Annotated in this window: 8 protein-coding genes and 1 pseudogene; 7 read left to right on the top strand and 2 right to left on the bottom strand. The window is 33.2% G+C overall.

Going from position 1 to position 20,628, the window contains the following annotated elements:
- Positions 1–38: 38 nt before the first annotated feature.
- A pseudogene (gene porU / locus ACZZZT_RS25060) lies at positions 39–3,874 on the bottom strand (type IX secretion system sortase PorU).
- A gap of 213 nt (positions 3,875–4,087) precedes the next feature.
- Here porU and gldJ point away from each other — a divergent pair.
- Both gldJ and ACZZZT_RS25050 read left to right on the top strand, forming a co-directional pair.
- Positions 4,088–5,770 (top strand): gliding motility lipoprotein GldJ, encoded by a 1,683-nt coding sequence (gene gldJ, locus ACZZZT_RS25055; protein WP_073394946.1) that lies wholly within the window; start codon positions 4,088–4,090, stop codon positions 5,768–5,770.
- Positions 5,771–5,889: 119 nt separating this feature from the next.
- On the top strand, positions 5,890–7,173 hold the full coding sequence (locus tag ACZZZT_RS25050; protein ID WP_463462319.1) for a UDP-N-acetylmuramoyl-tripeptide--D-alanyl-D-alanine ligase: 1,284 nt from the start codon (positions 5,890–5,892) through the stop codon (positions 7,171–7,173).
- A 58-nt stretch (positions 7,174–7,231) separates the two neighbouring features.
- Here the strand turns inward: ACZZZT_RS25050 and ACZZZT_RS25045 are convergent, their stop codons facing one another.
- On the bottom strand, positions 7,232–10,111 hold the full coding sequence (locus ACZZZT_RS25045; protein ID WP_463462318.1) for a triple tyrosine motif-containing protein: 2,880 nt from the start codon (positions 10,109–10,111) through the stop codon (positions 7,232–7,234).
- Positions 10,112–10,455: 344 nt separating this feature from the next.
- Here ACZZZT_RS25045 and ACZZZT_RS25040 point away from each other — a divergent pair, with 344 nt between their 5' ends.
- The 5 genes from ACZZZT_RS25040 to ACZZZT_RS25020 all read left to right on the top strand — a co-directional run bounded on the left by ACZZZT_RS25040 (position 10,456) and on the right by ACZZZT_RS25020 (position 20,558).
- The gene (locus ACZZZT_RS25040) at positions 10,456–13,578 is read left to right on the top strand and encodes a SusC/RagA family TonB-linked outer membrane protein (protein WP_463462317.1); all 3,123 of its coding nucleotides are present in this window, start codon (positions 10,456–10,458) and stop codon (positions 13,576–13,578) included.
- Positions 13,579–13,595: 17 nt separating this feature from the next.
- A complete protein-coding gene (locus tag ACZZZT_RS25035) occupies positions 13,596–15,119 on the top strand; it encodes a RagB/SusD family nutrient uptake outer membrane protein (RefSeq protein ID WP_463462316.1) in 1,524 nt (507 codons plus the stop codon).
- Positions 15,120–15,306: 187 nt separating this feature from the next.
- Positions 15,307–16,767 carry a glycoside hydrolase family 30 protein gene (locus ACZZZT_RS25030; protein WP_463462315.1) on the top strand — a complete coding sequence of 487 codons (1,461 nt, stop codon included), beginning with the start codon at positions 15,307–15,309 and terminating at the stop codon, positions 16,765–16,767.
- 36 nt (positions 16,768–16,803) lie between these two features.
- Positions 16,804–18,258, top strand: coding sequence for a glycoside hydrolase family 30 protein (locus ACZZZT_RS25025; RefSeq protein WP_463462314.1), 1,455 nt, complete (start codon positions 16,804–16,806; stop codon positions 18,256–18,258).
- Between the two features lie 32 nt (positions 18,259–18,290).
- Positions 18,291–20,558: a glycoside hydrolase family 3 N-terminal domain-containing protein gene (locus ACZZZT_RS25020; RefSeq protein ID WP_463462313.1), complete on the top strand. Its 2,268-nt coding sequence runs from the start codon at positions 18,291–18,293 to the stop codon at positions 20,556–20,558.
- Positions 20,559–20,628 lie beyond the last annotated feature (70 nt).

Here is a 20,628-nt window from a genome sequence, read left to right as displayed (position 1 = left end):
ATAGATTTAAGGTTTTTATGGTAAAAATATATATATATTTATAATATGACAAGTTTTTCGTACTTTTCTGCTCTTTTATTTGTTAAATTTGATCTAACAGTGAGTTTGTAGATGTAAACGCCTTTCCCAATGCGGTCTCCAAAATCATCTTTGCCGTCCCAGGTTATCTCTCTTGATAAAAAACCTTCGGTTGTAATAACCTGATTTTTTGTCCATACCACTTTTCCGGTAATTGTCATCACCTGAACCTGAACATCTAAAGGTTCATAAGGTCTGTTATGTGAAAACCAGAATTGAGTGTAGGTCGAAAATGGATTAGGATAATTAAGAACGTGTGTCAGGGTTAGCGATTCATCTCCAACAACTATAAACTGTATTTCGCTTGTTACGGGATTGTTATAAACATCCCAGGCTGTAAAGCTTATAGTATGCAGTCCCGCTTCTAAATTTCTTAGCGGAAAACGTAAATTTCCATTTGTGTAATCGTCTAATTTAGTTTGATAATAATCGTTTAGTATATAAGGATTACTTACATCTCCGTCTAAAATCGCAACAATATCATGACCAATTCCGCTAGCGGTATTTATCCCGTTTTCATCTTCTAAAAAAGCCAATAAAAATGGGGAACTATTTGTGATTCCGCCAGAAACAAAAGTTTCGTCGTTCATATATAACTTCACTTTCGGATTTATATTGTCCGCAGGTGCATTTTCATTTATTCCGCCTATTTTAATGGTAGTATTATAGCCTGATTGGTTCTCTAAAAGTGCCGTTTTCTTTGCATAAAAGCTAATTCGGCCATAGTCTACCGGAATTCTAATGTCTCTTGGAACAACAAAACTAAATTCAAACTGACCATTGGTTACTGATGCATTTCCTCTAAAAATAGTTTCTCCCAAAGTTTTGAAAGACATTGCAGGGCTATAACCATCATTGTTTAAAGTTGTGGTTGTAATTAATTTATCAAATATAGCAGTGGCTAATTCGCCATTATAATTACTTAAAACAGTATTGTTCTCGTCTGTAATTTCTCCTGTAATTTTAATTTTTGCTAAAGATTTAAAATCAGCAATAGGCTGTGAGATAACAATATCATTTACTTTTGTTAAATTAATTCTGGGTTTGGGAATAGCCAGCATCAAAGCGGGATCTCCAATATAAAAAATTACATTACTGGATGAGCTTGGATTATCATTTTTAGAAATCCGAAGTGCTTCTGAGATTGCAGTATATTGGTTTGTGCCATAAGAAAGCAGGTTTTTTGTAAGGTTGTCATTAAAATTTTCTGCATTATATTGACCTATAGCACGAATGGTTGTAAGCATTGCAATCGCTCCTCCTTTTGGATTCCAAAATGTGTATTCGCCCGCTGTTGGCCTTGTTGGGTCATCAAATCTTGAAAATTCGCAGGTAATAGTTATAAATAAGGGATATTTGTATTGATTGTTTAAATTTTGACCGTCAGATTTCTCCCAGATTCTTTCGGCTGCCAATCCATCTTCACCGCCATGTCCCAGATAATTAAAAACCAAAGCTCCTTTTTCAAAAGCATCAAAAAAGTCAGTTCTTGCTTTTGGATATCTCGATCCTCCGGCAGAAGCTTCCTGAGTATATGAGTCCAGAATAATTTTGTCAATATTAAAAAAAGGTTTTTCGGTTGAAATAAGATCTGCCAATGCATTTTGACGGGATTGCAAAGAAGCATCAGAACTCTGGTCGGCATCGTCGCTTACTAAAACAAAATTATTTCTCCAGTTTCCGTACGATTTAGTATCGTGATATTCTAAAACCTTATTGACCATTTCTTCAGCCTGAGCATTGTCTGAGATTAACATTCTTCCAACTGCGATATCAATTCCTCCAAAAAAAGAAATCACATTTCCTTCGTCAGCATCCATGAGGGCGTAAAAGTCATCTGATGCAAATGAAGATTCTCCAACGGTATTACTATTTAAGGAATGATATATAGGTACAATATTCGTGTTATTTGAAATTCTGTTTTTATAATCGAATGATGCATCGCCAAACAAATTCACGTATTTAATTCTTTTTTCTGCGGAAGAAGCATTGTCATAAATATATCGAATGCAGTTTCTAATGGCCGAAATATCTTGTTTTCCGGAAGAAAATTCCTGATAGATGTTTTCTAGTGAAATTACCTTTACATTTAAATTAGAATTAGTGCGATGAAAATTGGCTAGTTTTTCTGCTTGGGAAATTAAAATTTTAGGAGTTATAATTACATAATCAATATCCTGAAACGCATTTTGATTGTTTTTAAAAAGTGTTCCTTTCAAATTCTGGTTTGCAATTTTGGGCTGACTATCTTTTAAAGGAGTATAAAAATCTGAAGCATCAATTGCAATGTATTTTCGAATTTCTCCTAAAGAAGCTTTAAAGCTAAAAGTGGCCAAATTTGCATTTTCTATTTTTGATACATTATATAGGTCTGTAACATCCCAAATCTGACTAATGCCTGAAGCGTTGCCAATAGTATAATTCACAATTCCCGAAGTTGAACCTGCCAGATCATATTGAAACTTAAATTGTTTTCCGGTGCCCTGCAGTTTTCGTTTTGCAATTAGGTTGATATAATCCAGATATCCTTTTGATCCGGGTACACCATTATTATTATAGGTAAGTTTTATTTTGATATTGTCTGCACCTGTAAAAGTGCTGTTAGAAGGGAGTTTTACCGAGTAATATCTAACATCAGAACCTGTAACTAATGAATTAAATGAAATGTTGCCAATGTTTTGCCCGTTGGCAGAAACTGCAAAAGAAGTAGGAGTGTAGGCGGCCGAAGCTGCGTTTACTTCTATTTTTACAGGAATTGTTGTTTCCAGATTTGGGAAATTGAACTCAAATTCCTGTTCTGCATTAATATCAAACGCTTCTCCTAGCCATTGACGCCCTAAATGGGCAACATTGGTAAGGTCGGTTTCATGAAATTGATAGTCATCAAACGTGTTTAAGTTCAGTGTGGCGCTGCCTGTTGGCTGATTTGCGGTAGAAATTCTTTTTCCATCGCTGCCGGTTGCTGTAATATAATAGTATGATTTGGTGTCGTATAAATTAATATTGGTCTGGCTTTCATTATTCCAGTTGTCAACTCCTTCTGCATAAAAAAGAATATAATCTTCATTATTAAAAGTACCGTCATTTTCTCCTATAATTTGAATACTGTTTTCCATTAAGTCATCAGGATAATAAGTATTGTTTGCTAATGGAAGCATTTTTCCACCATTTCCATAAATTTTAATTCTTCTCGGATCAACTTTGCCGGCATCAAATCCTAAACTCTGTAAAAAAGACTTTGAAATTTTATAAGCACCTGATTTTTCGACATAAAAGCGATACCAGTCACCAGAAGCCAAAACAGAATTAGAAACTAAGGCCGTTTTTTGATAAGAAGAAGAATTACTGCTTTTTGCTGTACTATTATTTATTGAATACGAAAATGACTTGATTCGTTTATAGTTATTTCCTTCCTTAATAATTGGGTAAAGAGATAGAAAAGTTTGTTTCTTATCTCTTGCTGAGACGTTTTTTAACGTTTCATTTGGTCTGTCCGGAATGTTTTGAAGTGTTAAATCTCCTAAATCCGTAATTGAAATTGTTTCGTATATGACGTTAGTTAACGAAACAGAATTGCTGTTTGAAGAGCTCGATTCGGCAAGTTTAAGAAGCAGTGTTATGCTTTTTTTGTAGTATCGAACCTAAAACTGTTTCCTGTGAAGTAAGGTATGATTATTTTGTATTCGCCAAAACTCATCTCTTTTTTATTTTGCCAATCTAATGTGAGGCCGCCATTTATCTGAGAAAATGAGACAAAAGGAATCAAAAAAAGATATAGAATTATGGCTTGTTTCATAGGTTGAAAATACTAGTTTGAAATTAAAATATTTTAGTAAGTAAAAATATAGTATTTCATGTTATAGTAAATAATAAAAAGTATATTTTTGCGTTCGTAACTATAGGTTATTTTCTGGTAAAAAACAGCTAAATAAAATTATTAGAACAGATGTTGCTAATTAAATGTTAATTATTATATTGCAGCACCTAAATTTATCACCTAAGAATGAGTATGAAAGTAAACAAAATTGTAGTCTTGCAATTAATGATGTCAATGGTATTGATGTTGGGCACGGCTAGTTGTAGCAAAAAATCGAGTTCAAGCCACGCTTCTAGAGCAACAGGTTGGGATGTAGATAGTCAGAATGGAACTGCTGCTAGAAATGCAGGGAAAAAACAACAGGCTGGTCCTGGGTTAGTTTTTGTTGAAGGAGGTACATTTACAATGGGTAAAGTACAGGATGATGTTATGCACGATTGGAATAACACACCAACTCAACAACACGTTCAATCATTCTACATGGATGAAACTGAAGTTACGAATGGTATGTACTTAGAGTACCTGGAGTGGCTTAAAAAAGTTTTCCCTCCAACAGAAGAAAATTACAAGAATATTTATGAAGGAGCGTCTCCTGATACTTTGGTATGGAGAAATCGTTTAGGGTATAACGAAACGATGACTAATAATTACTTAAGACACCCTTCTTATGCTAACTACCCAGTAGTAGGTGTAAACTGGATTCAAGCTGTTGAATTTAGTAAATGGAGAACAGACCGTGTAAACGAAGCTGTTTTAGAAAAAGACGGATATCTTAAAAAAGGTGCTAAAACTACAGACGTAAGTGCTGAAAGTTTATTTAATACTGAAGCTTACCTTGCTTCACCTTCTACTACTTATGGTGGTAACGAAGAATTAGTATTAAAGAAAAATCCAAACGGAAGAAGACCAAAAGCAAATAAAGATGGTGTAGTAGAAGAAAAAAATGTGTACGCACAACGTTCTTCCGGAGTTATCTTGCCAGAATACAGACTTCCTACAGAAGCTGAATGGGAATATGCTGCTGCAGCTGATGTTGGACAAAGAGAGTACAATATATATAAAGGACAAAAGAAATATCCTTGGTCTGGAGATTATACTCGTTCAGCAAAACGTAAAAATAAAGGAGATCAATTGGCTAACTTTAAACAAGGAAACGGTGATTACGGTGGAATTGCAGGATGGTCAGATGATGGAGCAGATATTACAAACTCTGTAAAAAGCTACGCGCCAAATGATTTCGGATTATACGATATGGCAGGTAACGTTGCAGAATGGGTTGCTGACGTTTACAGACCTATTATTGATAATGAAGCAAATGATTTTAACTACTATAGAGGAAATCAATATGCTAAAAACAAAATTGGTAAAGACGGTAAACTTGAAATCATTACTAAAGAAAACATCAAATATGATACTTTAAGTAACGGTAAAGTTGTAGCTAGAAATCTTCCGGGAGAAATTGCTCAGGTACCAGTTGACGAAAACGAAACTTATTTGAGAACAAATTTCAGTACAAGTGACAATATCAATTATAGAGATGGTGACAAACAATCATCTAAATATTTTGACTTTGGAGATTCAGAATCTGGAACAAAAGCTGATCAAACAATGTACAACTCTCCTAAACATAATATCACTACAGATAGTTTAGGTAAGATGATGAGAAAATATGACAACTCTAGTAAACGTACTACTTTAATCGATGATAAAGTAAGAGTTTACAAAGGAGGTTCTTGGAGAGATAGAGCTTATTGGTTAGATCCGGCTCAAAGAAGATATTTCCCTCAGGATATGGCAACTGATTATATAGGTTTCAGATGTGCAATGTCTAGAGTAGGTTCTAAAGCTGAAAGAAGAAAGTCGCCTAGAAACTAAGTTTTAGAAATTTCAAAATAAATGATTCCAAATTCCAAGTGCTGAATATTCAGTTTGGAATTTGGAATTTTTTTATGATAACTTTTCTATTTTTACAATTCATAAAAAATGTTTTATAAATGAATATTCAGGAAATTCACAATTTGTTTTTGCAATGTAAATCTGTTTCAATTGATACAAGAAAAATTGAAAAAGGTTCTATGTTTTTTGCTATTAAAGGAGAAAATTTTGATGCTAATACTTTTGCTAAGCAAGCACTTGATTTAGGTGCTTTGTTTGTTGTTATTGACAACGAATCTTATTTAATAGATGAAAGAACTATTCTGGTTCAAAATAGTTTAGAAACATTACAGGAATTATCAAAATTTCACAGAACATATTTAAAATTGCCAATTATTGCCTTAACAGGGAGCAATGGTAAAACAACAACCAAAGAATTGATTAATGTTGTTCTGGCTAAAAAATTCAACACAAAAGCAACAATTGGAAATTTAAATAATCATATCGGAGTTCCGTTAACCTTATTGTCTTTTACTGGAGAAACTCAAATAGGTATTGTTGAAATGGGGGCAAATCATAAAAAAGAGATTGAATTTTTATGTGAAATTGCGCAACCTGATTATGGTTACATAACCAATTTTGGCAAAGCTCATTTAGAAGGTTTTGGTGGTGTTGAAGGTGTAATTGAAGGAAAAAGTGAGATGTATCAATATCTTGCCAAAAATAAGAAAACGGCTTTTGTAAATCTGGAAGATCCAATTCAGATTGAAAAATCAAACGCTATAGATTCATTTACATTTGGAATTAAAAAAGAGAAAGCTGATTTGGAAATTAATAGTATTGAAGCTAATCCATTTGTAGAAATTGAGTATAATGATTTTACTGTAAAGTCTAATTTAATTGGCCTTTATAATGCTAATAATATTAATGCAGCTGTTGCTATAGGAACATATTTTAAAGTTGATACAAAAGATATAAAGGCGGCTATTGAAGGATATGTTCCGGATAATAACAGGTCTCAATTATTAAAAAAAGGCACAAATCAAATTATTTTGGATGCTTATAACGCAAATCCAAGTAGTATGGCGGTGGCTATTGCCAATTTTGTACAATTAGACAATCCAAAAAAAGTTATGATTTTGGGAGATATGTTCGAATTAGGGAATGAAAGCCTTCAAGAACATAGAATCATTGTTGATTCAGTTTCCAGTCAAAGAGAATCTGCTTGTTATTTCATTGGAAAAGCATTTTATGAGAATAGAGTTTCAAAAGAAAATATCTGGTTTTTCGAAACTTTTGATGCTTTTGCGGAATACCTTAAAACCATATATTTTAATGAAAATATTATTTTAATTAAAGGTTCGAGAGGAATGGCTCTTGAACGAAGTTTAGAATATATTTAATTTTTATAGCAAAAACAAAACAGCCATTTATCATAATAAATGGCTGTTTTGTTTTTAATTAAATACTCATCAAAAAACCAATTAAATTCTCTTTTTTATTTAGTCCGAGTTTTTTTCTTAATCGATATCTGGCAAGTTCAACGCCGCCGCTTGAAATATTCATGATTTCAGCTATTTCCTTTGTTGACATATTCATTAATAAATAGGTAGACAAATCGAGTTCGCGTGGAGAAATCGTCGGATATTTTTCTTTTAGACGTTTTAAGAATTCAAAATGAACATTTTTAATGTGCTTTTCCAAGTCCTTCCAGCTTTTGTCTGTATTAACCTCTTTTACGATACTTTTATGTAATTTATTGAACTCAAATTTCGTTGAGTCGTCGAGGATATTAGTATCAATGTCTTTGAGCTTGTGAATTATTCCATTCAAAATTTTATTCTTCTTTACAACCTGCAGGGAATTATTTACGAGTTCTTTGTCTTTTGCTAAAATTTTAATTTGAAGCTTGTCACTTTTAAGTTTTTCGATTTCTTTTTCAAGTTCGTGTTGTTCATGTCTTATTCTGGATTCTTTTTCAAGATACAATCTTCGTTGTTCTATAGTTTCGTAATATTTGTTTTTTCTAATTTTTGATTGAATTCTATTCGAAATAATATAGATGCCTGCTAAAACAAATACAAAATAAATAAGATAAGCCAGAAAATGCCTGTACCAAGGCGGAGATATAGTGAAATTTACTTCATTAACATCAGAGACAACACCATAGCTGTTTTTAGCCCTAATTTTCATTGTATAATTGCCTTCTCTCAGATTAGTGTATTCTTTAATTGCTACTGTAGACCAATTTCGCCAACTATCGTCAAAAGGTTCCAGTTTATATGAATACAGTAAGTTTTCCTGATTCTCATAAGTTGGTGACGAAAATGTAAATTTAACATGATTTGAGTTATAAGGCAGTTTAAATTCTTTTTCCGGTATTTCAAGATTTCCTATAAGAATGGTATCGTCAGTAAATGAAAAACTTTCAATAAATGTGTTTGGTTTAGTTATAAAACTGTTCGATATTTTTGAATCATAATGCGTTAAACCATCCGTTAGACCAATAAAAATATTGCCGGGATCAATAGTATTTACAGAAATGTAATTATTAACGAGGTTTCCGGTAAGGTTAGAAAACGGAGCCTCTTTTTTTGTGAAACTACCATTTTTGTTTTTTGTTAATACGCCCAGCGATTCATTATATGAATACCATAAATTTCCATAATTATCCTCTATTAAAGTGTTTATTGTAGGTATGCCCTGAAATAACCTTGTAATTTTTTTATCTTCAAAAAAGGCTTCCTGTTCTTTTGAAAATCTGTAAAAATGATTTTTAGTTTGAAAATAGATTTTTTTATTCAGCACTTGTAAGCTTCCAATTCCTTTATAGTCTGACGAAAGCTGAGTATGCTTTTTTATGTTGTCAAATCTTTTTAAATCATCAGACAATACCATTTGATATAAATAGGGTTCTTTTTTTAGCCATAAAAAATTTCCATCTAATGCTATTTCAAATGTATTTGTAGTTTCGTCAAATCCTTCAACCTGATTTATATATTCGATGCCATTTGCACCCTTTTTAAAAATCGAAAAACCATTATAACTTTCGCCAATTATATAGTTTTCGTGATTTGGAATTGCTTTAAATCCGAAATAACCTTTTGTATCTAATACTTTGGACACCCTGTTTTGATCAATCACTAATGCTCCGCTATTACTGGCGCATAATAGTGTGTTGTTTATTACCTGTACGTTCCAGGCCTGTGCAATTGTACCTTCAACCCTGCTAAAGGGTTCATCTTTAAATGATTTGTTCCAGGAATGATAGAATAATCCCTGATTTGTTGCAACATATAAATATCCATTAAAAAGCAGAGATGAGTAAACGGTTCCGATATTATAACTATAATCAAAAAAGGTGAAAGGCGAATTCTCGTTTATAAAAGTGATTCCATTATCCAATCCTAGCCAGAGATTGTTCTTGCTGTCTACAAATGAAGTTAATATAGTATTGTTTTGAAGCCCTTTTTGACGATTAAGATGTTGGATTATTTTCCCGTTTAAATCGCAAACAATGAATCCATTTAAGACAGAATTGAGAACGATAAACTTATTCTTTATTATGCAGCCACCAAGAGATGTGTTTTTTTTAATAAATTCATTGGCCTCAGTTTCCCATGGTTTAACTGAATTTCCGTCGGTAACAAAAAGTCCTTTTTCCAGAGTTGCCAAAAGTAACCTGTTATTTGGTAAAGGAAAAACGGACCAGATTTCTTTATCATTAAAAACCGTTGAACCTTTAAGTGGAATTAATTTTCCATTTTTATATTCCAGAATTCCCAAAACTTTATCTTGAAAATAGAGTTTTTTATTAACTAAAAATGAAAATTGAAACTTATTTGGGGCGTCAATAAATCGTAGTTTTTCATTTTTAAAGAAAAATACTTTGGTAAATGATTGAAAAATTATTTCTCCTTTATATAGATGGATTCTCCAGATAAGATTGATGTTTTTGTTTGCTTTTTTATCAATTAATTTTGAAAGTGAAAAGTATTTTAGAACTCCTTTTTCGTTGCTTTTAAAATATCCAAATTCATCATTTCCTCCTACAAATATTCTTCCCGAATTATCAATTTTCACGCTCCTTATTGCCGTTCCGTTTGGCAAAGAATATTTATGCCATGTAGATCCGTCAAACTGAATTAAACCACTATTATTGGCAAAGTACATATTCCCCTTTTTATCCTGATCTATACTCCAGTTTTGGGTTCCTCCTTTATATTCTGTTCTTTTATAGTTCTTAACCTGAGGTAAACCGACACTTTTTACTTGCGCAAAAAACGAAAAAGGTAAGATAAAAATTACAAACAATGTTAAAAGTGAATTTATGAATTTCATAATTTTTAAGATCTATTTTTATGAGTAATGTTTTATATTTTGATTTAAAATCGAATATCGTGATTATGATTCTATAGTTTTACTTAATTATTTTCAATAAAAGCGAAAATAATTGTTTTTCCATAAATGTAGTGTTTATTTTTATAATTAACATTTCGATAACATCTAATAATTTATGATTAAATGATTAAAAATCAATTTTTTATAAAAAAAATGATGTGTTTTTGTAATGTAATAAAATTTACTTTGATGTGTTTTTGTAATGAATTTTAATTATAAATAGTAAAAATTTAACTTTATTATTGCATCAAATTACTAATTAATTAACCAAAATTTTTAGAAAAATGAAATTAACAAAATTACTTATGTTTTGTATTTCATCTCTATTGTTCTCAGTTATCGCAATAGCACAGGATGTTACGGTAAATGGAACTATTAATGATGAAAGTGGGTTACCCGTCCCAGGGGCAACTATCTCAGTTAAAGGAACAAATAAAGCAACAGCTTCTGACTTTGATGGGAAATTCCAAATTAGCGTTCCTTCAAACGGAACATTAACAGTTACTTTTGTAGGTTACGTTACTGTACAGGAAGCAGTAAATGGAAGAACAAAACTGGATATTAAATTAACACCAGAATCTCAAAACTTAAATGAAGTTGTTGTAGTAGGATATGGTACACAAAAGAAAAGTGTCGTAACAGGATCAATTTCTAGTGTTAAGGCAAAAGATTTAGAAAGTTTACCAATTACCAGAATCGAGCAATCTTTGCAAGGTAGAGTTTCGGGAGTTTCTATTGCTGCAAATGCAGGTCAGCCAGGATCTGCTTCTACGATTCGTATTCGTGGTTTTACAACTTTAAACAACAACGATCCTTTATGGGTAGTTGATGGTGTAATTATCGATAATGGCGGAATTGGTTACTTGAACCAATCAGATATTGAGTCTATCGAGGTGCTTAAGGATGGTGCATCAGGTGCAATCTATGGTTCTCGTGCTGCTGCAGGGGTTATTCTTGTAACAACTAAAAAAGGTAAAGCAGGTAAAATTTCAGTAAACTATACTGGTTTTTCTGGTGTTTCACAAGCAGCAAAAAAATTGGATTTGTTAAATGCAGATCAGTATGTTACGATCATGAACGAAGCATATACTAATGGCGGAAAAGATGCACCTTATCCTACTACAACAAGTTATGGTAAAGGGACTAACTGGCAAGATGCTATTTTTAACAATAATGCTCAACGTACTTCTCATGAATTGAGTTTTAGCGGAGGTAATGATGTTTCTACATTTTATATGTCTTTTGGTATATTAGATCAGGAAGGTATTGTTACCTCTGAAATTTCTAATTATACAAGAAAAAACATTCGTTTAAACTCTACACATAAATTAGGAAAATATTTCAAAATTGGTCAGACTTTAGGTTATTCTAACGAAAAAACTATTGGTGTTGGTAATACTAATGATGAGTTTGGAGGGCCATTGTCTTCTGCAATCAACTTAGATCCTTTAACTCCAATAATCGAAACAAACCCCAATCAGCCTATTTATACGAATAATCCAAATGCTCTAAAAGATGCAAATGGAAATTATTACGGAATCTCGACTATTGTAACTCAGGAAAATACAAACCCTTTAGCTTACACTCAAACGAGATTGGGTAACAATGATTTTGCTGATAATTTCGTTGGTAATATTTTTATTGAAGCTGAAATTTTGCCTGGTTTAAAATTTAAATCTGCAGCAGGGGCTAAGTTAGCTTTTTACGGATCAGACAATTTTACTCCTGTATATTTCTTAAACGGAGCTACAAAAAGAGATAAAAATGAATTATTCAGATCATACAAAAAATCTTTCAGCTGGAACTGGGAAAACACTTTAAATTATACTAAGAAATTTGGTGATCATAATCTTGGTGCTTTAATTGGTAAAGGTACTTATGTTGATAATATTACTTCAGGAAATGACGTAACATATCAAGGTGTTCCTGCAACTACTCATGATGAAGCTTCATTTAATGTTGAAATTCCTATTGCAGATAAAATTGCTAACGCGTATGATTCGCAAGCTTATGAGCATAGAGTAGAATCTTTATTTGCAAGATTAAATTACGATTACAAAGAAAAATACATTTTTACAGGAATTATTCGTCGTGATGGTTCTACCAGATTTGGACCAAACCACAAATACGGAACTTTCCCTTCTGCATCTTTAGGATGGGTACCTTCAAAAGAAGGATTCTGGAAAGAAAATAATGTTGTAAACTCTTTAAAAATTAGAGGAGGTTATGGAGTAACAGGAAACGACTCTTCTCCGGATTTCTTATACATTTCGACTATCGGAATTCGTAGAAATTATACTATTGGCGGAACTCCAATTCCTGGACAAAGCCCGAATGCAATACCTAACCCTGATTTGAAATGGGAAGAAACAAAACAAGCAAACATTGGTTTTGAAACAACTTTATTCCATGATTTCTCTTTAACATTTGATTTGTTTAAAAAGAAAACAGACGGTATTATTATGAAAGTTCCTAACCCGGGCTATGTAGGATCTACAGGAGATACTTATGCAAACTTGGCGAGTATGGAAAATAGAGGATTTGACCTTGAGTTAGGTTACCGTAAAAAAATCGGAGCTTTAAATCTTTCTGTAAATGGTAACTTCTCTTATATCGAAAATGAAATTACTTACCTTGATAAAGGAGTTAATTTTATTGCAGGTAATGAAACTGTTCAATCAAGTTCTTACGAAATTAACAGAACACAGGTTGGTCAGGCTTATAACTCTTTCTACGGATTTAAAACAAATGGAATTTTCCAAACTGTTGAAGAAGTTAATGCATACAGAAATGCTTCAGGAGGTTTAATTCAGCCAAATGCTAAACCAGGTGATTTCCGTTGGCAGGATCTTAACGGAGATGGTCAGATTGGTGGTGAAGACAGAACATTCTTAGGAACATCATTGCCTAAATATACTTATGGATTCACGTTAAATTTAGATTATAAAGGAATTGACTTATTGGTTTTTGGTCAGGGTGCCGGAGGAAATAAAATTTACCAGGGTTTAAGAAGATTAGATATCATAAATGCGAATTACCAAACTGATGTTTTAAACCGTTGGACAGCACCGGGATCAACTAACAGTTATCCAAGAGTTACTACTGATGACACAAACAAAAACTTCAGTAATCCATCAGATTTTAACTTAGAAAAAGGAGACTTCTTCAGATTTAAAACAATTCAGGTAGGATATTCTCTTCCTTCAGATTTAATCAACAAAATTTCTTTGACAAAAGTTAGATTGTATGTAACAGGAGAGAACCTTTTCACAATCACAAATTACAGTGGTTTTGATCCGGAAATTGGTGGACCAACTGCATCTGGAATGGATAATGTGCAAGGTGTTGACAGAGGTTACTATCCTCAGGCAAAATCATACATGTTAGGAGTTAATTTGCAATTTTAATTAAAAAATAAAAAATTATGAAACTTATAAGTTTTAAATATTCATTTATCGCCTTTGGAGTGCTACTTACTCTTAATGCATGCGATACCGATGAAAAATTAGAGGTAAAAGGTAATGGAGTTGTACTTGAACAAGATTTTTACAGAAACGAAACAGAAGCATATTCAGGTTTAGTTGCTGCTTATGATAAATTAGGAAAGTTTGCCGGCGCAATGGAAAATGCACCTTTATTGTTCTTAAACTCAGCTTCTGATGATTTTTATGCAGGTGGAGGTAACTCTGGTGACCAACCAGGACTTCAGGTCGCATCCAATTATACAATAAGTCCTTTTAATATACCGCCAGCAATTTGGGCAGATTATTATAAAGGTGTTTCAAGATGTAATGTTATGATTCAAAAGCTTCCTGGAATTCCTATGGATGCTGGTAAAAAAGCAAGATTCATGGCAGAAGTAAAAGCCTTACGTGCTTATTACTATTTTGATCTTGTAAGGATGTTTAAAAAAATTCCGTTGATATTGGCACCGCTAACTAAAGATGAAATCCCGTTAGTAGAACAAGTTGCTCCTACAGCAGTTTATGCTCAAATTGAAAAAGATTTAAATGAGGCCATTAATGATTTGCCTATTACAATTCCTTCAAGTGAATCAGGACGTTTTTCGCAAGGAGCTGCAATTGCACTTTTAGGTAAGGTATATTTATATGATAATAAAAAAGCTGAAGCTGCAGAACAATTGGCTAAAGTAAATGGTACTCCGGGCGGAACTAGTAGTTATGGTTATAAATTGATGGATGATTTTGCTCAATTATGGGATCATTTACATGAATTTAACTCAGAATCTATTCTTGAAATTAGTTATTCAGATAAATCAAACGCTGACTGGGGTAATTTTGAAAGAGGTGATGATGAAGGAAACGTTGCGGCTCAATTAATGGGTATGAGAGATTACTCTAGAACAGATGCCGGAAAAACGGCAGGTTTACCAGACTATATTAACGGTTGGGGATTTATGGTTGTTACTACCGATTTAGCAAATGCTTTAAAACCAGATCCACGTTTTGCTTCTACAATTTTTGATGCAAAAGCAGAACAAACGGCAAAAAATATGACATACACAGATAGTTATAATGAAACGGGTTACCATTTTATTAAATATGCTCCTGTAAATGCAGATATTAAAGCAGCAAATCCTTTCCTGAACTTTGCTATTAATACATATGTTATTCGTTTAGCTGATACTTATTTGCTGGAAGCCGAGGCTTTAGGCGGAACAGGAGCCAGAGCACAAGCACTTTTAGATGCTGTTAGAGATAGAGTAAACTTAGCACCAGTTCCAGTTTCATTAGATGCTATTTATGCAGAAAGAAGATTAGAACTTGCAGGTGAAGGCCACCGTTGGTTTGATTTAGTAAGAACAGGTCAGGCAGCAGCCAAATTAGCTTTCAAAGGATTTACACCTGTTAAAAATGAAGCTTTCCCAATTCCATACAGTGAATTCAACAACACTAAGATGGTTCAAAATGATCTTTATCCTAACTAGAATAAATTAAAAAATAATAACATCATAAGAGAATTAATAATTTCAAATATGATGTTAGTTTGAGTTAAGTTTAAGTTTGGTTGTCAGAATAGCCCATATTCTTTATTGATTATGGGCTATTTTTTAATCAAGTTGGCTAAGTTCAAAACGAGATTTGTACAAAAGTCTTACTACTAAAACATATACAATGAAAAAAATTACATTCATTATTACTACTTGTTTATGTTTTTCTTTATCTGTTTTTTCACAAAAGAGCCAAAAACCGGTACAGAAATTTACAACAACCAACAAAAAAATCACAGTATATACTACTGCCGATAATACAAAATTAAGGTTAACCCCTACAGATAATTTAAGTTTTACACCATCAAAACAACCTATTGAAACAGAGGTTTCGGTTTTTGTAGAACCTTCAAAAAAGTTTCAAACCTTTATGGGAATTGGCGGTGCCGTTACAGACGCAAGTGCCGAAATCTTCGCCAAATTATCTAAAGAAAAACAACAAGAATTTTTAAATGCCTATTACGATGCCCAAAAAGGAATTGGATATTCATTGCTAAGAACAACTATTCAGAGTTCTGATTTTAGCAGTGGCAGCTATTCTTACATCGAAGAAGGTGATAAAGAGCTTAAAACTTTTTCGATAGACCACGATAGAAAATACCGTATTCCGCTAATTAAAGATGCGATCAAAACATCTGGAGGAAAATTGGTTACTTATGCAACGCCTTGGTCTCCAAATGCTTTTATGAAAAGCAATAAAGACGTACTAAAAGGCGGAAAATTATTGCCTGAATTTTTTCAGCCTTGGGCAAATTTCTATGCCAAATTTATAAAAGCTTACAACAAAGAAGGAATTCCAATTTGGGGAACATCGGTACAAAATGAACCAATGGCAACTCAAACCTGGGAATCTTGTTTGTATACTGCAGAAGAAGAAAGAGATTTTCTTAAAAATTATCTTGGACCAACATTAAAAAAAGAAGGTTTAGGAGATGTAAAAATTATTGCCTGGGATCACAATCGTGATTTAATGGTACAAAGAGCCAACGTTATTTATTCAGATCCCGAAGCTTCAAAATACGTTTGGGGAATGGGTTTTCACTGGTATGAAACCTGGACAGGCGCTCAGCCAATGTTCGACAACGTAGCAAGAGTACACGAAGCATATCCGGATAAAAAACTAATGTTTACAGAAGGATGCGTAGAAAGATTCGACGACACAAAATATCAGTTTTGGCCAAATGCCGAAAGATACGGAACCTCAATGATTAACGATTTTAACAATGGAACCGTTGCCTGGACAGACTGGAATATTCTTCTGGACGAACGTGGCGGACCAAATCATGTGGGTAATTTTTGTTTTGCGCCTATTCATGCCGATACAAATACAGGTCAGTTAATTTATACACCATCATATTATTACATCGGACATTTTTCAAAATTCATTCGTCCAAATGCAGTTCGAGTAAGTAGTGCAGTAAGCAGAAGCTATTTGTTAAGTACTTCATTTTTAAATACTGATGGCAAAATGGCGACGATTGTAATGAATCATACTGATAATGAAATTACATACAATTTTATTATTGGGACAGAAAAATCAATTGTCAAAATTCCTGCGCATGCTATACAAACGCTTGTTTATTAGTTATTTGCATAAAAATTAAAAGAGCTTTTGAAACATATGAAATCAATCAGCAGCATATTTATAACAGCATTAATAATTCTGCAAGCCAATTATTCTTCATCGCAAAATGCAGGATCTTCCGGAGTTTCATCATCAAAATCAAATAAAAAAATCCAGATATATACAACAGCCGAAAATTCAGATTTAAGGCTGTCGTTGTCTAATAATTTTATTTCGAATGAAAAAGCGACGGTTTTTATTGAAGTTGATGCTTCTAAAACATTTCAGACTTTTTTGGGAATTGGCGGTGCAATAACGGATGCCAGTGCTGAAGTTTTTGCTAAACTTTCTCCGGAAAAGCAACAGGAATTTCTAACTGCTTATTACGATAAAAACAAAGGAATTGGTTATTCATTAGCCAGAACAAACATTCATAGCTGTGATTTTAGCAGCGAAAGTTATACTTATATAGCTGAAGGTGACAAAGATTTGAAAACTTTCAATATTGATCACGATCGAAAATTCAGGATTCCATTACTCAAAAGAGCAATTAAAACTGCCGGCGGAAAATTAACTTTATTTGTTAGTCCGTGGAGTCCCCCAGCTTTCATGAAAGACAATAATGATATATTACACGGCGGCGTTTTATTGCCTGAATTTGCACAATCATGGGCAAATTATTATGCAAAATTTATAAAAGAGTACCAAAAAGAAGGAATTCCAATTTGGGGATTGACCATTCAAAATGAACCAATGGCGACCCAGCGTTGGGAATCTTGTATTTATACTCCCGAAGCCGAAAGAGATTTTCTAAAAAACTTCCTCGGACCCACTTTAGAAAAAGAAGGTTTAGGAGATAAAAAAATAATTATCTGGGATCATAACCGTGGAGACATGCTGGAAAAAAGAGCACAGCTTGTTTTTTCAGATCCTGAAGTTTCAAAATATGCATGGGGAATTGGATTTCACTGGTACGAAACCTGGAACGGCGGAACACCAAAATTCGAATCGGTTGGCAATGTTCACAAAGCTTTTCCAAATAAAAATTTACTATTTACAGAAGGCTGCATCGAAAAGTTTGACGCCACAAAATTTCAGTTTTGGGGAAATGCAGAACGTTACGGTCTTAACATGATCAACGATTTTAATAATGGAACCGTTGGCTGGACAGACTGGAATATTCTCTTAGACCAAAACGGCGGGCCAAATCATGTGGGCAATTTTTGTTTTGCACCCATTCATGCCGATACAAATACTGGACAATTAATTTATACACCAATGTATTATTATATCGGACATCTTTCAAAATTCGTTCGTCCCGATGCTAAAAGAATAAGTGAAACTGTAAGTGATAAAGTTTTGCTTTCAACCTCATTTAAAAATGCAGATGGAAAAATAGCCACAATCGTTATGAATCAATCAGACAAAAATGTGGTGTATACAATTACAGTTAAATCTCAAAAAAATACAATTACAATACCGGCACACGCGATGCAAACGCTTGTGTATTAGTTTTTAATAAGATATTAATTAAAAAAAATAAAATGAAAAATTCAGTTTTGCTATTGTCTTTGTTTCTTATTTGTGGAGCAGGATGGAGCCAGCAATCAAAAAATAATAAAGCAGCTATTGATGCTAAAGTTTCAGAGTTATTATCAAAAATGACACTGGAAGAAAAAGTGGGACAAATGACTCAAATCACGGTCACCATTTTTGAAGACACAAAAAAACCAGGTTATTTTGATGCTGCAAAATTAAAGCAGGGAATTCAGGATTATCATATTGGTTCTATTTTGAATGTGCCAAATCCGGGTGCGCCAACTGTAAAAAGATGGCAGGAAACCATGACCGCGATTACAAATGAAGCCAATAAAACAAGATTGAAAATTCCGGTTTTATACGGAATCGACGCCATACACGGCGCAAGTTATACTGCCGGAGCAACCTTATTTCCACAGCAAATAGGTTTGGCGGCAACTTTTAATACCGCTTTAGTAAAACGCGGAGCTGAAATTTCGGCTTACGAAACAAGAGCTTCATCAATTCCATGGGTTTTTTCTCCGGATTTAGATTTTCCTAGAAATCCTGCGTGGTCAAGAATGTGGGAATCTTTTGGAGAAGATGCTTATTTATCTTCAAAAATGGCAGTCGCTTTAGTAGATGGTTTTGAAGGAAATAACAATGTAGGTTCTAAATACAGCGTTGCTTCGTGTATGAAACATTACATAGGTTACGGAAGCACAACAACCGGAAAAGACAGAACACCAAGTATTATACCGGAACGTATTTTAAGACAATATGATTTAACAATCTATCAGGCAGCAATAAAAGCAGGTGCAAAAAGCGTAATGGTAAGTTCTGGAGAAATCAACGGAACTCCGGTTCACGCCAGCAAACATTTAATTACCGATATTCTTAAAAACGAACTAGGTTTTCAGGGCGTTGTTGTAACCGACTGGAAAGATATTATCTACTTAAATACCAGACATAAAGTTGCCGAAACCAAAAGAGATGCCGTGCGTATCGCTGTAATGGCAGGAATTGATATGAGCATGGTTCCGGAAGAATTTTCTTTTTATACAGATTTAGTTGATTTGGTAAAAAAAGGTGAAGTGCCAATGTCCAGAATTGACGATGCCGTAACGAGAATTTTGAGAATGAAATACGAATTGAACTTGTTCCAAAATACAGTAGCTGATTTAAAAGATTATCCAAAATTTGGCTCAGCGGAACACATTCAGGAAGCGTATAATACGGCAGCAGAATCGATTACTTTATTGAAAAATAAGGATGCTGTTTTACCTTTAAACAAAACAGAAAAAATTCTGGTTACAGGTCCAACTGCAAATAGCATGAAATACCTTAACGGAGGCTGGTCATACAATTGGCAAGGTGAAAATTCAGATACTTATGCCGCAGATAAATCAACAATACTGGAAGCTTTTCAAAATAAATTAGGCAAAGAAAATGTATTATATACAGCCGGAGCCGATTTGGAAAAAGAAGACGATACCGAAATTCAGAAAGCCGTTGATTTAGCAAAAAATGCATCAAAAATAGTATTGTGTTTAGGAGAGAAAAATTATACAGAAACTCCGGGAGACATCAGCGATATTTATATTAGTAAATCTCAAATAAAATTAGCGTTGGCCTTATCAAAACTAAACAAGCCAATTATTTTAGTTTTAAACGAAGGAAGACCAAGATTAATTAGCGATTTTGAAGATAAAATGAGTGCCATTGTTCAGTGTTATTTGCCAGGAAATGAAGGCGGAAGAGCATTAGTAGACATTCTTTACGGAGATGTAAACCCAAGCGGAAGATTGCCTTATAATTATCCAAGATATCCAAACTCATTAGAAAAATACAATAGAAAATATACCGAAAGTATTTCTGAAGGAGAACAAAATAACGATGCAACTTACGAGAAAAGTTATTTACCACAATTCGAATTTGGAACCGGATTATCGTACACGACTTTTTCGTATTCAAATTTAAAAATTGATAAAACAGAGATCAATAATACAGATGAAGTCAATGTTTCTGTTGATGTTACAAATTCAGGAAAAAGAGCCGGAAAAGAAGCTGTTTTATTATACCTGTCAGACAATTTTGCTTCGATTACACCGGAATTTAAATCCTTAAAAAGATTTGAAAAAATCAGTTTAGAACCAAACGAAACCAAAACGGTAAAATTCACTTTAAACCAAAAAGATTTGCAATTTGTAAACGAAGACCTAAAATGGATTTCGGAAAAAGGAACTTTTACAATTCAAATAGCAAATCAAAAAACAGATTTTCTATTAAAATAAATTAGTCATAACTATTCCTGCAAGGTTTTCAAAACCTTGTAGGTATTTTAAGTTTTAGATGTAAAAAGAA

The organism is Flavobacterium sp. AC274, assembly GCF_979258275.1.
The sequence above is the reverse complement of the archived record's forward strand: the minus strand, read 5'-3'. Positions and strand labels throughout refer to the sequence as shown.

Coding starts and splice junctions, on each gene's coding strand:
- gldJ (WP_073394946.1), top strand. CDS start 4,088: ATGAAAGTAAACAAAATTGTAGTCTTGCAATTAATGATGTCAATGGTA.
- ACZZZT_RS25050 (WP_463462319.1), top strand. CDS start 5,890: ATGAATATTCAGGAAATTCACAATTTGTTTTTGCAATGTAAATCTGTT.
- ACZZZT_RS25045 (WP_463462318.1), bottom strand. CDS start 10,111: ATGAAATTCATAAATTCACTTTTAACATTGTTTGTAATTTTTATCTTA.
- ACZZZT_RS25040 (WP_463462317.1), top strand. CDS start 10,456: ATGAAATTAACAAAATTACTTATGTTTTGTATTTCATCTCTATTGTTC.
- ACZZZT_RS25035 (WP_463462316.1), top strand. CDS start 13,596: ATGAAACTTATAAGTTTTAAATATTCATTTATCGCCTTTGGAGTGCTA.
- ACZZZT_RS25030 (WP_463462315.1), top strand. CDS start 15,307: ATGAAAAAAATTACATTCATTATTACTACTTGTTTATGTTTTTCTTTA.
- ACZZZT_RS25025 (WP_463462314.1), top strand. CDS start 16,804: ATGAAATCAATCAGCAGCATATTTATAACAGCATTAATAATTCTGCAA.
- ACZZZT_RS25020 (WP_463462313.1), top strand. CDS start 18,291: ATGAAAAATTCAGTTTTGCTATTGTCTTTGTTTCTTATTTGTGGAGCA.